Source organism: Catenulispora acidiphila DSM 44928, assembly GCF_000024025.1.
Taxonomy (GTDB): domain Bacteria; phylum Actinomycetota; class Actinomycetes; order Streptomycetales; family Catenulisporaceae; genus Catenulispora; species Catenulispora acidiphila.
In genome coordinates, this window is the sequence record NC_013131.1 from 2,936,169 (window position 1) to 2,950,292 (window position 14,124).

6 protein-coding genes and 3 pseudogenes are annotated in these 14,124 nt (G+C 69.8%); all 9 read left to right on the forward strand.

What is annotated here, in order from left to right; all coding sequences use genetic code 11:
• The first annotated feature begins 9 nt into the window (after positions 1-9).
• The 9 genes and pseudogenes from CACI_RS12905 (at position 10) to CACI_RS12935 (ending at position 14,111) form a co-directional block, all read left to right on the forward strand.
• On the forward strand, positions 10-1,827 hold the full coding sequence (locus CACI_RS12905; RefSeq protein ID WP_041541654.1) for an amino acid adenylation domain-containing protein: 1,818 nt from the start codon (positions 10-12) through the stop codon (positions 1,825-1,827).
• Between the two features lie 11 nt (positions 1,828-1,838).
• Positions 1,839-2,837, forward strand: coding sequence for a chlorinating enzyme (locus CACI_RS12910; RefSeq protein WP_012786800.1), 999 nt, complete (start codon positions 1,839-1,841; stop codon positions 2,835-2,837).
• A gap of 61 nt (positions 2,838-2,898) precedes the next feature.
• A complete protein-coding gene (locus CACI_RS12915) occupies positions 2,899-4,092 on the forward strand; it encodes an alpha/beta fold hydrolase (protein ID WP_012786801.1) in 1,194 nt (397 codons plus the stop codon).
• A 73-nt stretch (positions 4,093-4,165) separates the two neighbouring features.
• Positions 4,166-4,831: a Crp/Fnr family transcriptional regulator gene (locus CACI_RS12920; RefSeq protein ID WP_012786802.1), complete on the forward strand. Its 666-nt coding sequence runs from the start codon at positions 4,166-4,168 to the stop codon at positions 4,829-4,831.
• 140 nt (positions 4,832-4,971) lie between these two features.
• Positions 4,972-7,128, forward strand: a pseudogene (locus tag CACI_RS54150) (condensation domain-containing protein); the annotation flags it as partial.
• A gap of 726 nt (positions 7,129-7,854) precedes the next feature.
• Positions 7,855-9,288 (forward strand): annotated as a pseudogene (locus CACI_RS54155) (non-ribosomal peptide synthetase); the annotation flags it as partial.
• A gap of 141 nt (positions 9,289-9,429) precedes the next feature.
• Positions 9,430-12,255 (forward strand): annotated as a pseudogene (locus CACI_RS54160) (beta-ketoacyl synthase N-terminal-like domain-containing protein); the annotation flags it as partial.
• A gap of 46 nt (positions 12,256-12,301) precedes the next feature.
• Complete coding sequence (locus CACI_RS12930) at positions 12,302-13,096, forward strand: thioesterase II family protein (protein WP_012786804.1); 795 nt, start codon at positions 12,302-12,304, stop codon at positions 13,094-13,096.
• Between the two features lie 37 nt (positions 13,097-13,133).
• A complete protein-coding gene (locus CACI_RS12935) occupies positions 13,134-14,111 on the forward strand; it encodes a DUF6039 family protein (RefSeq protein WP_012786805.1) in 978 nt (325 codons plus the stop codon).
• Positions 14,112-14,124: the final 13 nt, after the last annotated feature.

Below are 14,124 nucleotides of genomic sequence, written 5' to 3' on the forward strand. Positions count from 1 at the left end.
GGAACGAAAATGTTTGAATCACTCTACGTGGCCTTCGCTGAACATGTACAGCGTTCGCCGGAATCCATCGCCGTGGTTTCCGGCGCCGACCAGGTGACCTACGCCGGCCTCGACGCCCGCGCCCGACGCGTCGCCGCCGCCCTGCGGGCCCGCGGTGTCGGCCCGGACACCCTGGTCGGCCTGTCCTGCGAACGCGGCGTCGGCCTGATCGCCGGCCTGCTCGGCATCCTCGCCGCCGGCGGCGCCTACCTGCCGCTGGACCCGGCCTACCCCGCCGAGCGCGTCGACTACCTGCTCGCCGACTCCGGCGCGAAGATCGTTGTGGGCTCCGGTCCCGTCGCCGAGCGCCTCGCCACCGCCGGCTTGGCGGTGGTGGACGACGACCCCGAGCCCGTCCCCGGCGCCGAAGACTTCGCACCCGGCTCCCCGGCCGCCGCCGATGACCTGGCCTACGTGATCTACACCTCCGGCTCGACCGGCGCCCCGAAAGGCGTCGCCGTCGAGCATGGCAATGTCCTGCGATTGTTCGCCCAGACCTCCCCGTGGTTCGAGTTCGACGACCGGGACGTCTGGACGTGGTTCCATTCGGCCAGCTTCGACTTCTCAGTATGGGAGATCTTCGGCGCGCTGCTGCACGGCGGCCGCCTGGTCGTGGTCCCCGCCTCGGCGACACGGGTCCCCGCCGGATTCGCGGCCCTCCTAGCCGCCGAGCGAGTCAGCATCCTGAGCCAGACCCCGTCAGCTTTCCGGCAACTTATCGCAGCAGTCTGCGACACAAGCTCCCGCCAAGGCAGCCCGGACCCAGACCTGTCCGCCCTACGCCTCGTCGTCTTCGGCGGCGAACGTCTGAACCCGGCCCTGCTGCGCCCCTGGATCGACCGCTTCGGAACCGACCAGCCGCAGCTGGTGAACATGTACGGCATCACCGAGACCACGGTCCACGTCACCTACCGCCGGCTCACCGCCGCCGACCTGGACCACCCCGAACGCAGCCCGATCGGCGTCCCGATCCCGGACCTGCGCGTGACCCTGCACGACCCCGACGGCGCCCCGGTCCCCGCCGGCCGCCCCGGCCAGATCTGGGTCGCCGGACCCGGCGTCGCCCGCGGCTACCTGAACCGCCCCGAGCTCACCGCCGAACGCTTCGCCGTCGACTCGGACGGCGTGCGCGCCTACCGCTCCGGCGACCTGGCGGTCCGGACCGCCTCCGGAGACCTGGAAGTGCTCGGCCGCGTCGACGACCAGATCAAGGTCCGCGGCTTCCGGATCGAGCCCTTCGAGATCGAGTCCACCCTGGCCGGCCACCCGGCGGTGGCGGCCGCCGTGGTCGCGCCCCGGGACTACGGGGACGGCGACGTGCGGCTGGTCGCCCACGTACGGCCGGCGCGCGCGGCCGACGCCGCGGGTCCGGCCGCGGACCGTCTCGCCGAGGACCTGCGCGCCTACGCGGCCGGACGCCTTCCGGCCCATCTCCGTCCCTCCACCTACGAGCTGCTCAAGGAGTTGCCGATGACTTCGAACGGCAAAGTCGACCGAGCCCTGCTGCGCGACCGGGAACCGGGCGCCGGCGCCCCGGACGCCTCCGCGCTCGCCGACCAGGTCGCCCGGATCGCTGAGGCGGTGCTGGACCGCGGCGCGCTGGCGAGGGACCTGGACCTGTTCGACCTCGGCGCCACCTCGCTGGCCTTCGTGCGGATCGTCGCGGGCGTCAACGACGAGCTGGGCATCGCCCTGACCGGCGCCGAGCTCGGCGAGATCGCCTCCATCACCCGACTGGCCGCCGCCGCGGCGGCGGCCCTGGACCCCAGCGCTCCGAGCGCTGTGTAAAGGAGGAGAACATGACCGAGACCGACGCGCCGACGCAGCCCACTGAGACGCCGCCCGGAACCGGAGCCGGAAGCGGGCGAGGCAGCTTCAGCCTCACCCCTGAGGAACTCGACACCTTCCGGCGCCAGGGGTACTTCGGACCCTTCGACGTCTACGACCCCGAGGAGATGCGCGCCACCTGGCGGCGCGAGCGCCTGGCCATGATGGACCGCTCGCACGCCGTCTACGGCACCGAGGCGTTGTCCGGCAACACCAACATCGCCAACTACGACCGCCACCTGGACATGGACTTCCTCGCCGACCACATCGGCCGGCCGCAGATCGTCGACCGCGTGGTCAGCGTCCTGGGCCCGGACGTCCTGTGCTGGCGCACCGAGTTCTTCCCCAAGTACCCCGGCGACGAGGGCACCGACTGGCACCAGGCCGACACCTTCGCCAACGCCTCCGGCAAACCGCAGATCGTGTGGCCGGACGAGTACAAGGAGTTCGGCGGGACCATCACCGTGTGGACCGCCTTCACCGAGGCGACGGAGGCCACCGGCGCGCTGCAGTTCATCCCCGGCTCGCACCAGCAGATGATGTACGACGAGACCAAGCGGATGCACTACGACCCGGAGTCGATCAACACCACGGCCAAGGACGGCGTCCGGCGCGGCTTCTTCGGCTACGACTACCGCCAGCTCCAGAAGGACCCGGACTGGAAACCCGACGAGTCCCAAGCCGTCTCCCTCATCATGCGCCCGGGTCAGGCGGTGCTGTTCTGGTCCACCCTGATGCACGCCTCCTGGCCGCACAGCGGCGGCGAGGGCGCCGAGCCGCGCCTGGGTTTCGCCTCGCGCTACGTGCCCACATCAGTATCCGTATATCCGGACACTGACGCCATCGAGGAATACGGCGGGCGGGTCGAACTAGACCGCTATGGCGCGGTTTTGGTGGCTGGGACGGACGGGTACGGACACAACCATCTCGCCCGCCAGACCACGCGCGGACACCGCTTCACGCAATGGTGAGGCCACCGGCGCCGCGCTCGGCGCGGGCCGGCACGTCGCTCGGGGACGGGAGGTGGACGGAGTGTTGAACGGGCAGGCGAGAACCGCGGTCGCCGAGTTGGCCGCGGCGGTGCTCTCCCTGAGGCCGATGATCGATCGGCTCGACGCCCCCGTCCGCGTCGCGGTGCCCGGCGGAGCCCGCGGCGCGGTACGCGGGCTCCAGACGATCGTGGACCGAGTGTGCGGACGCCTCGGCGCCCCGGCGCTGGAACTGGTCCGCTCCCCGGAGTCGGACCTGGATCCGTTCGGGGCGGCGGCCGGCCGGCGGCTGGGTCTGGCCGACTCGGGTGCGGCGCTGGCCGTGCTGTCCTCCGACGATCTGCCGGACGTGGACCGGGTCGTGGACGAGGCGGTCAGCGCCGACTTCGACTCCTTCTGTGAGCAGCGGACGGTGCGAGGTCCCGATGGTGTCGGCGTCCGCGCCTACGCCGCTGGCGATCCCGACGCCCCGGCGGTGGTCATCGCCTCAGCGTGCGGCATGCCGGCCCGGCTGGCCGAAGTCTGGATCCGGCGGCTCGCCCGCGATCATCGAGTCCTGACATGGGAGAGCCGCGGACTGTTCTGCGGCTGCGAGGACTTCGCCGGAGCCACCGGCGTGCCCGCGCAAGCCGACGACCTGATCGCCGTCATGGACGCCTTCGAGCTCGACCAGGCCCACGTCATGGGACTGTGCGGGGGAGCGGTGATCGCGATCACCGCCGCCGCCGCGCACCCGGACCGGATCAGTTCCCTGAGTCTGTGGCACGGCGATTTCGAACTCGGAGACCAAGCCCGTAAAACCGAGCACCAACGCAACCTGCAGGCTCTGATGACCATGGCGACCCGCGCCAAGGTCAGCGCGGCCGGGGTGCACGCGGTGCTGTGCCGCTCGATAGCGGCCTCGACCCCACCGGAGTTGGCGCACCTGGTCCTGTATCCCTATGCGAGCCCTGATCTCCTGTTCCGCTACTGCCTTCTCAACGGCGCGATCATGGAGACCGACGTACGCCCGGAGCTGTCCGCGGTCGTGCAGCCCACGCTGGTGGTCACCAGCGAGGACGACACCACCGCGCATCCCGATGGCTCCCGTTATGTAGCCGCCGCGTTGCCCGACGCACGGCTGCACGTGGTCCCCCACGGCGACCACATATCCCTGTTCCAAGGCCCCCCCGACCTGATCGACACCGCTTCGCGCTTCATGGCCGAGAAATCTGACGTGAACCCTTCCCATCGGTGACCTCGAACCGCACGTGTGAACACGAATTCGGATGCCCGCAGGAATGAGGGAATGTCGAGTGGACAGATATTGCATGGCGTCGAGCCGATTCGCCCAACGGTTGCGCGGACTCGTGGAAGACGACTCCGGAGTCGCCACCACGATCCGGATACCGCGCGGCGGCCACGTCTTCAACTGCGGAGACCACGACGACGACGTCTACATGATCGAGACCGGACAGGTGAAGACAGTCACCTTCTCCCGAGACGGAAAACAATGCCTGCTGTCGATATACGCACCCGGCGATGTCTTCGGCGAGCTGTGTCAGGCCTCTGCCGGCCGCTTGGAGACCGCCACGGCCATGCGGCCCACGATCTTACGGCGCATCAGGTCCGGCCGGTTCCGCGCCGCGCTGGCCGACCAGGACCTGCTGGAGGCGTTCCTGGCCTACCTGGCCCTGCGAGTGTCCGAACAGCAGCAGATCATCACCAACCTGGTGACCATGGACAGCGAGCGCCGCCTGGCCGCGGTGCTGCTCACGCTCGCCGACAAGATCGGCAAGCGGCACTCCACCGGAACCAGCATCGAGCAGCGCATCACCCAGGAGGAGCTGTCCGACATGGTGGGCACCACACGCTCACGGGTCGGCTACTTCCTCAAGCGGTTCGCCGAGGCCGGCCTGGTCTCGCGGCATCCCGGCGCGTTCTTGGTGGTCGACGAAAACGGGCTCGCCGACTACCTGGAAACCGCCGCTTTGTAGCGGCTCTGAGGCCAAGCGGCTCCGATCCCAGCGGCTCTGACGGAAGCGACGGAAGCGACGTGGACTCTGTGGGCACTTCGAGCACTGTGAGCACCGCCGAAGACGCGGGTTCCGACACCGATCCGGGTTCGGCCGACGAGGTGGCCGGCAGCGTCCGCCGCATCCTCGAGGGCATCGTGCCCGACCGCGCGGAGATGCTCGGGAACGGCCGGGACCTGCGGGATCTCGGGCTGGATTCGCTGGCCGTGACCCGGCTGGTGCTCGAACTCCTCGCGGAGTTCGAGGTCGAGGTCTCGATGGCGGACCTGGGTCGATGTCACGCCGTCGACGACATCGCGGCACTCGTGATCGGGCGGCAGCAAGCAGGCGGGGGCGGGGGTGGACGTCCGGCAGCCGTCCGCCCCGACCCCGCCGCCCGGCACGAGCCGTTCGCGCTCACCGCCGTGCAGCAGGCCTACCTCGCAGGGCGCCTCCCAGAGCTGACGGCAGACCCCGTCGGCTGCCATATCTATCGGGAATTCGACATCGAGGACGTCGATGCCGACCGGCTTCGCGCCGCCTGGCAACGAGTCGTGGAGCACAACAGCATCCTGCGTTCGGTGGTCACCGCGGACGGTCGGCAGCAAGTGGCGCCCGACGCTCCGGCATGGGACCTCCTTGTCCACGACCTTGCCGGGGACAAGGATTTCTTGGACGTACGTGGGGATCTCTCGCACCGACACTATCCAGCCGGGCTTCGGCCGCCGTTCGCCATCGCGGTGTCACGGCGGCCGGGCCGCTCGGACGTCGTGCATCTGAGCATCGACGCGATGGTGACCGACGGCCGGGGGCTGGACCTGCTGCTGGAACAGTGGTGGCAGGTGTATGAGAACCCTGACGCAGTGCTCAAACCTGCCGAGCTCGAGGCGCGAGATTGCGTCCTTGCCCTGCAGGAGCAACTGAACAGCCCGGCGTGGGAGGCGGACCTCGCGTACTGGCGTGACCGGCTCGCCGACCTGCCGCAGGGTCCTGCGGTATTGGCTGATCCGCAGCCGTCGCGCACCGTCCCGGCCGGAGCGCGGGGCGCACGTCGTCGACCGCTGAGCGCCGGGCTCGACGCGCAGCAGTGGGCAGCAGTGCGGGAGCGGGCTGCCGGCATCGGCGTGACGCCGACCGCGTTCGTGGTGGGCGTCTTCGCCGACGTCTTCGCGCGACACCGTCCGGGCGGGCCTTTCAGCCTGGTGCTCACGACCAACCAGCGCGGCCGACTCCCCGCTGCCGCTCAGGAGGTCGTCGGGCCCTTCACCTCCACCTGCGTGTTCGTGGTCGACGACCTGAACGGACTCGGGCTCGACGAAGTGGCGCGCACGGTCGGCCGCCGTCTGTGGGAGGACCTGGACCACTCGCTAGTCTCTGGGATCGAGGCGCTGCGGACCCTTCGGGTGCGCGACGCTGTGCTGCCTGTGGTCTTCACCAGCTTGCTCGACGATTCCCGTCCGAGCCCGAGCGACGGCTTCGCGCAGTCCGTGTCGTACGCCTTGAGTCAGACTTCTGACGTCGCGATCGACGCTCAAATGTGGGAGGCGAACGGTGAGCTGCGGCTGCGCTGGGACGTCTCCGAGGCGACGGCCGTCGGCGTGGCAGAGGTGGGGTTCGCCGCGTTCGTCAATACTCTGATGATCGCATGCGCGCCGAAGGCCGAGCACGGGGTCTTCCGGCCGCTGAACGAATTGCAGCAGGCGTACTACGTCGCTGCGGCCTCCGGCTCCGGTCCCTGGGACGGCTGCCAGGTGTACCACGCCTTCGACGTCGAGGACCTGGATCTGGCGCGCCTTCAGGACGCGTGGGCCGGGATGATCGCGCAGTACGAGGTGCTGCGGACCGAGGTCACCGCCGACGGTCGGTTGTTCGTGCGGGAAAGCGCCCCGGCGGGTTGGCTCGTCCCGGTCGTGGACCTCGACGCCGACTCAGGCCTCGAATACGGCCACGATCTGGTGTCGCGCGCGTTCCCGCTGGGCCGGTGGCCGCGGTTCGACCTGCGAGTGACACGGAGCGCCGCCGGATCCGCGCGGGTCCATCTGACCGTGGATCTCATCGTCTGCGACGGACGCAGCGTGCATTTTTTGATGCGCGAACTTTTCCGTCGCTACGCCGAGCCGGAGGCGCGTGCGGAGCATACCGAGCCGTATGAGTCTTACGAGGCCTGGCAACAGGAACAGCTGAGTTCGGAGCAACTCCCGGAGTGGAAAGCGCATTGGCGCGAGCGTGCGCAGGCGCTTCCGCCGGGTCCGAGGCTGCCGATGGCCCAGGCGCGCGGCGGAGAGCGCTCTCGGGTGCGGCACGTTGCCAGCGTCAGTGGCTGGCCGGGTTTGCGGGAGCGGGTCCGGCAGCAGGGCTTGAGCCCCGACGCGGTGATAGTCAGTGCCCTGACGCGCGCCCTCGCCGAGGTCTTCGACGAGCCGTTCGCCGTGCCGCTGGTGCGCTGGAGCGAGCAGTTCGCCGCGTGGCGGCCGGGGGAGTACACGGCGCTGAGCTGGGTCGAGCATCTTCGCGACACCGGAGTGTGGGAGCAGGCGGCGGCGAACCAGGCCGTCATCGACGCCGACGCGCAGTGCGACGCGGTCAGCGGGCTGGCGGAGATCCGGCGCGCGGCGCTGCGGCGGCGCAAGACCGGGCACGCCGGATATCCGGTCGTGATCACCGGGCTGCTGGAGCTGGCTGGGCAGCCGTTGCCGGAGGGTGTGACGTCCGGTCCGTGGGCGACGTGTACGCCGGACGTGTCCATGGACTGCATCGCGATGGAGTGCGGAGACGACGAGCTGCGTGTGTTCTGGGATGTGGTCGAGGCTGATTTCGCGCCCGGCGTGGTGGAGCGGGTGTTCGCGTCCTACCTGCGGTCGCTGCGAGCGTTGGCGGACGGTCAGGACGACGTGGACGCCGCCGGCCTCGATCCGTCCGAGCGTCGCCGCATCCTCTTCGACTTCAACGCCACCGATCGCCCTCATCGCGCCGAGGGCCCGATCCACTTGGCGTTCGAGGAACAGGCGCGGTTGCGGCCGGGCGCGATCGCCTTGCGTTGGCGTGACGGGTCGCTGACGTACCGGGAGCTTAACCGGCGTGCCAACGCGATCGCAGCTGAGTTGCGTGGACTCGGGGTCGGTGCGGGGAGCGTGGCCGGGATTTGCGTGGGACGCGGTCCGGAGATGGTGGCGGGGGTCTACGGCGTGCTGAAGGCTGGCGGCGCTTACCTGCCGATCGAGCCGAGCCTGCCGGGTGAGCGGGCAGCCGGGATGCTGGCCGAGAGCGGGGCGTCGGTGGTGCTCACCGCTGGGGGCGTGCTGCCGGTGGCGCCGCCGGCGGGTGTGGCGATGCTGGATCTTGGCTCTGTGTCCGACTCGGCGGCGACGGATCAGAATCCTGAGCCCGTGAATGGGGTCGACGACGCCGCCTACATCATCTACACCTCTGGGAGCACCGGTCGGCCCAAGGGCGTGGTCGTCACGCATCGGCCGTTGCACAACTTGTTCGCGTGGTGTCATCGGATGTACGGGTTCGACAGTTCTGATGTGGGGCTGAGCGTCACCTCGCTCGGGTTCGACCTGTCGGCGTTCGATCTGCTCGGTCTGCTGGGCCGGGGCGCGGGCGTCTATATCGCGGACGAGGTACAGCAGAAGGACCCTGCGTTGCTGCTGGAGGTGCTGCTCACCGAGCCGATCACGTTCTGGAACTCGGCGCCGACCACGCTGGCGCAGCTGGCGCCGTTGTTCCCGGAGCCCGGGACGGCTGCGGCGTCGAAGCTGCGGCTGGTTTTTCTCAGCGGCGACTACACGCCGTTGCCGCTTCCGGCGCGGCTGACCGCAGCGTTTCCTTCCGCGCAGCTGGTCAGCCTCGGCGGGGCGACGGAGGCCACGATCTGGTCGAACTACTTCCCGGTCGCGACGGTGGATCCGGACTGGCGGAGCATTCCGTACGGCCGCCCGATCGACAACTGCCGGTATTACGTGCTCGACGAGCGGTTGGAGCCGTGCGCGCCGGGGGTGGAGGGCGACCTTTTCATTGCCGGTGCTTGCCTGAGCTCCGGGTACGTCGGGCGTCCGGACCTGACGGCAGAGCGGTTCGTGCTGGATCCGCATGCCGCTGAGCCGTCGGAGCTCATGTATCGGACTGGGGATCGGGCGGCGTATTTCCCGGACGGGGTATTGGAATTCCGGGGGCGGCAGGACGGGCAGGTCAAGATCCGCGGCTTCCGGGTCGAGCTCGGCGAGATCGAGCACCGGCTGCGGAGCCATGCCGGGGTGGCGGACGTCGTGGTGGTCGCGCGGCCGGATGACGCGGGGGACCGGCGCGTGGTCGCGTATGTGGTGCCGGAAGGCGGCGCCGCGCCTTCGGTTCCGGAGCTGCGTCAGTATGCGGCGCAGGCGCTGCCGGACTACATGGTGCCGAACGTCGTCGGGTTCGTGGACCGGTTCCCCGCGACGTCCAACGGCAAGCTCGATCGCGATGCGCTGCCCTGGCCGGTGCCGACTGCGGGTGCTGTTGCGCCTGAGCCCGCCGCGCCTGCCGCGCCTGCCGCACCTACTGGGGCAGCAGCGCAGGTGGTCGGGGAAGTAGCCGCGCTGTTCGCCGAGCTGCTCGGCGTCGAGCGGATCGAGACCGATGCGGACCTGTGGGATCAGGGAGCCACGTCGTTCACGATGGTGCGGGTCTCCGGGATGCTGCAGGAGCGGTTCGGCCGGCGGATCGCGGTGTCCACGCTGCTGTCCGAGCCGACGGTCGAGGGGATCGCCCAAGCCGTCGCTGGCTCCGAGCCACCAACAGAGCCCGAAGATCCCTCACCCTCAGACACCCAACTGCATGACATCGAGCCAGCCAGCACCACTATCCATGTCGACTTCTTCGATCCAGCATCGCGAGCCGCCTTCCACGACGGCCACGCGAACCTGCGTTCAGTGCAGGCTCCCCTAGTCGAGCTACCAGATGTCCGCATCACCAAGGACTGGTACCTATGGCGCTCCTCGCGCCGAGACTTCCTGGCCGAGCCCTTGCCACTTACCGAGCTGGGCCACCTTCTCAGCCTCCTTCGACCCTGGACCGACGGCGAGCGCGACCGCTATCTGTACCCATCAGCCGGAGACACCTACGCGGTGCAGGTGTACGTGCGGACGTTCGCGGACCGGGTCGCAGGACTGCCAGCCGGCGTCTACTACTACCAGCCGAGCGAGCACGGACTACGGCTCGTGAACGCGACGCCGTCAGCCAACCGACGCACGCACTTCTTCTACAACCGCGAAATCCACGACCGCGCCGCCTTCGAACTCCACCTAGTCGGCCAAACCCGCGGCATAGAGCCCCTATACGGCACCGACAGCACCCGCTACCTAGCAATAGAAGCCGGCCACATAGCGCAACTCCTCATGACCGGCCAAGCAGCAGCCGGCCCAGGCCTCTGCCCCATCGGAGCCCTAGCCGAAGAACCCACCCGCGCCGACCTAGCCCTCGACCCAGAACACCAACTCCTCCTGTCATTCCTAGGCGGCCCAGTCACCCGCCCGACCACCTCACCAAACGGTCCACGCCCCCCATATGAGGCAACGGCAACGGCATCGGCCGAGGCGCCGACAACCCACCACTCCGCTGCCGCCGCCGCACTCACACCCACTGCCGCAGTACCCGCACCCACTACCCTCGCCGCGCCCACTCCTGCCGCACTCACACCGACTCCCACACTCGCTGCACCCTCCGCATTCGGCATCGCTGCCGCACCCGCTACACCCGGCATCGCACCCGCTGCCGCAGCACATGCACGCTCTACCATCGCCGCACCCGGCATCGCTGCCGCACCCGCTGCCGCAGCACCCGCGTCCGCTGCCCTCACCACGCCTGCTGTCGCCACGCTCGCTACCGCCGCGCCCCCTGCTGCCGCAGCACCCGCCGACGTCGCCGCTGCTCATACCGCCGCATCTCTCACTGCACCCGCCGTCTTCGCCGCACCTGCCGAGCCCACCGCACTTGCCAGTCCCGCCGCACCTGCCGCCGCTGCCCGGACATCCACCGCATCCGCGGTCGTCGCGCCCGCCGCGCCTGCCGCGCCCCCCGCACCTTCCGTGCCTGCCGCCGCTCCTCGGACATCCGCCGCATCCGCCGCATCCGCCGCCGTCGCGCCCGCCGTCTTCGACATCCCTGCTGCGACGACCCCCCGCACCGCCATCGCCATCGTCGGCATGGCCGCGCGCCTCCCGGGCGCCGACGACCTCGACACCCTGTGGCGCAACCTGTCCGCCGGCCGCAGCGCTGTCGCCCCGCTCGATGCCCGCCGTGCTGCGGCGCTCGGTTTGCCCCAGGTGCGCGGCGGTTTCCTGTCCGACATCGAGTCCTTCGATGCCCTGCGCTTCCGCATCGCGCCCAGCGAAGCCGCCGGGCTCGATCCGCAGGCGCGGCAGGTGCTGGAGGCTGTGTGGCGCTGCGTCGAGGACGCGGGGCGTACCGATGCGCTCGCCGATCTCGGGCGGGTCGGGGTGTTCGTCGGTTCGATGTGGCCTGATTTCCAGCTTGCGGGTGCTGATGCCTGGCGTGTCGACGGTACTGCTGCGCAGTCCGGCATTGCCTCGGATCTGCCGAATCGTGTCAGCCATGCCTTCGGCTTCACCGGGCCCAGCGTCGCGGTCGACACGTCGTGTTCCTCCTCACTCACCGCGTTGCACTTGGCTGTGCAGAGCATTCGGCTTGGCGAGTGCGCGGCGGCGGTGGTGGCCGGGGTCAACCTCATCGCGCATCCCTACCACCTGGCGCTGCTGTCCGGCTTGGACTTGCTTGGGCGCAAGGAGGCCGAGGGTGCTTTCGACGGCGAAGCGCCCGGCTGGACTCCGGCTGAGGGTGTCGCTGCGGTGCTCCTGCGCCCGGCCGATGCCGCGGCCGAGGATCGCGATCTGGTCCACGCCGTCATCGAAGGCTCCTGGACCGGACACCTCGGCACGGCGCCCCGCTTCGGCGCCCCCGACGCCGGCGCGCTGACCGGCTCGCTGCGCCACGCCCTGGCCGCGGCCGGCCTCACCGCCGCCGACATCGACTACGTCGAGTGCGCCGCGGCCGGTGCCGCGCTCGCCGACGCCGCCGAGATCGAGGCGCTGGGCCGGGTGTTCGCCGACCGTGCGCGGCCGGTCGCGTTCGGCACGGTCAAACCGAACCTCGGGCACCTGGAATCCGCCTCCGGCATGTCGCAGCTGGCGAAGGTGGTCCTGCAACTGCGGCACGGCCGCCTCGCGCCGACCTTGCTGGCGTCCCATCGCAGCCCGCTGATCAGCTGGGACCCGAAGGCGCTGCGCGTCGTGGACGCCATAGAACCCTGGCCGCCGCACACCGACCCGGCTGCACCACCTCGCGCCTTGATCAACGCCCTGGGAGCGACCGGCTCGCTGGCGCACATCATCATTCGGGGCGCGAAATGAAGCCCGAGAACTATGGGCGTGTCAGCGCGAGAGGCCGGGTCGCCTAATGCCCCCCGCCTGGCTCGGCGCCGCCGCGACCACCGGCCGCGCCCCCGTCCGCCTCCTGTGCTTCGCCCACGCCGGCGGCGGCGCCGCGTTCTTCCACGCCTGGCGCCAAGCCCTGCTCCCCGACATCGACGTCTGCCCCGTCATCCTCCCCGGCCGCGAGGCACGCCTGCGCGAGCGCCCCCACACCCGCACCGCCGACCTGATCCCCGCCCTCGTAGCCGCCCTCGAACCGTTCCTGGACCGCCCCTACGCCCTGTTCGGCCACAGCATGGGCGCCATGCTCGCCTACGAAACCGCCCGCGCCCTGGACGCCGACCCGCTTCAGTCATCGCTGCGCTCACCCCTGCGACCACCGCTGTGCCTGATCGCCTCAGGCCGCCGCGCACCCCAACTACCGGCACGCCGGCAACCGCTGCACGCACTCCCCGAACCAGAGTTCCTGAACGCGGTGACCCAGCTCGGCGGCATGCCCGAAGAAGTCCTGGTCCAGCCCGACGTCTACCGCCTCTTCCTCCCCGCCCTGCGCGCCGACTTCGAACTCAACGAGACCTACGAGCACACCCCCGGCCCACCCCTGCGCTTCCCCGTCTCGGCGCTCGTCGGCGACACAGACCCCGAAGTCGACGTCGAGGAGATGGCGGCGTGGCGCCACACCACCTCCGGCGCCTTCACCCTGCGCGTCTTCCGCGGCGGCCACTTCTACCACCGCGGACGCCCCGCCGAGGTCCTCGCCGCCATCCGCTCAGACGTCGCCAAGGCCGCCGCAGCGATAGGTGCATCCGCTCAATCGTGAGCAGCTCCTCCCTGTAGGAAAGGAATAGAAATATTCCATGACGATGACAGCCGATAGCACTGATTCGTCCCGATCTGACCGGCCGACCGCGCAGACCGCGCCGACATCGCCGACTGCGACAGCGCCGATAGTCCAGGCCCAGCAGCAGACCGGCCTCCCGCCCGAGCAGCTCCTGCACTCCGGCAACGCCGGCATGATCATCTACCGCGTCGGCCAGCTCGAGTACGAGTTCGCCCGCGAAGGCCGCGGCTACAGCGTCGATCTGCTGAAGTACGTGAACGACAACCAGGTCGGCATCGCGACCACCTTCGCCTACGAGGAAGTGTTCGGCGTCCGCGACCGGATGCACTGGCTCATCCACATGCGCTCCCCGAACCAGTACGGCGAGCTGCTGGAGATGGTCGACCACGACGAGAAGTTCCAGGACATCTCCGTCGTCGACCGCCTCCCGGAGAAGGGCCACGGCAACTGGGAGAAGATGTTCACCCCGCGCAGCTTCGCCGAGCGGATCCTCGTCCCACAGCACGGCCTGCACCTGCGCCACGGCGAAGCCGAGGGCGACGGCGACGCCACCGAGGCGCAGAACTTCGCCCCCTCGGCACGCCATCAAAGCGCCCAGCCCTTCGACGTCCAGCTGAACTCCGCGAACGCCGGCGCCGTGGTCCTGCGCGAGGCAGACGTGAAATACGAGTACCGCAAAGAGGGCCGGCTGTTCGGGTTCGACTGGCAGGAGTACGTCAACCGCGAGCTGGCCGGCCGCGTCACGATCCTGCTCTACGAAGAGACCTTCGGCCGCCAGGACCACATCTACTGGCTGATCCACCTGCGCAGCCTCGACGACTGGCAGGCGCTGGCCGACCTGGAGCGCACCGACGGCATCCAGAAGGAGATCTACGCCAAGCCCCGCCTACACGAGTCCAAGGGCGGCGGCACCTGGGACCAGCTGTTCGTGTCCACCAGCATCCGAGACACCCTGATGCTGCCGTACCGCACATCCGACGTCGCAGCATCCTGAGTCGGTCCGGACA

What these genes read in the sequence shown, in the direction of transcription:
- CACI_RS12905 (WP_041541654.1), top strand. Translation starts at nt 10, where the DNA reads ATGTTTGAATCACTCTACGTGGCCTTCGCTGAACATGTACAGCGTTCG.
- CACI_RS12910 (WP_012786800.1), top strand. Translation starts at nt 1,839, where the DNA reads ATGACCGAGACCGACGCGCCGACGCAGCCCACTGAGACGCCGCCCGGA.
- CACI_RS12920 (WP_012786802.1), top strand. Translation starts at nt 4,166, where the DNA reads ATGGCGTCGAGCCGATTCGCCCAACGGTTGCGCGGACTCGTGGAAGAC.
- CACI_RS12930 (WP_012786804.1), top strand. Translation starts at nt 12,302, where the DNA reads ATGCCCCCCGCCTGGCTCGGCGCCGCCGCGACCACCGGCCGCGCCCCC.
- CACI_RS12935 (WP_012786805.1), top strand. Translation starts at nt 13,134, where the DNA reads ATGACGATGACAGCCGATAGCACTGATTCGTCCCGATCTGACCGGCCG.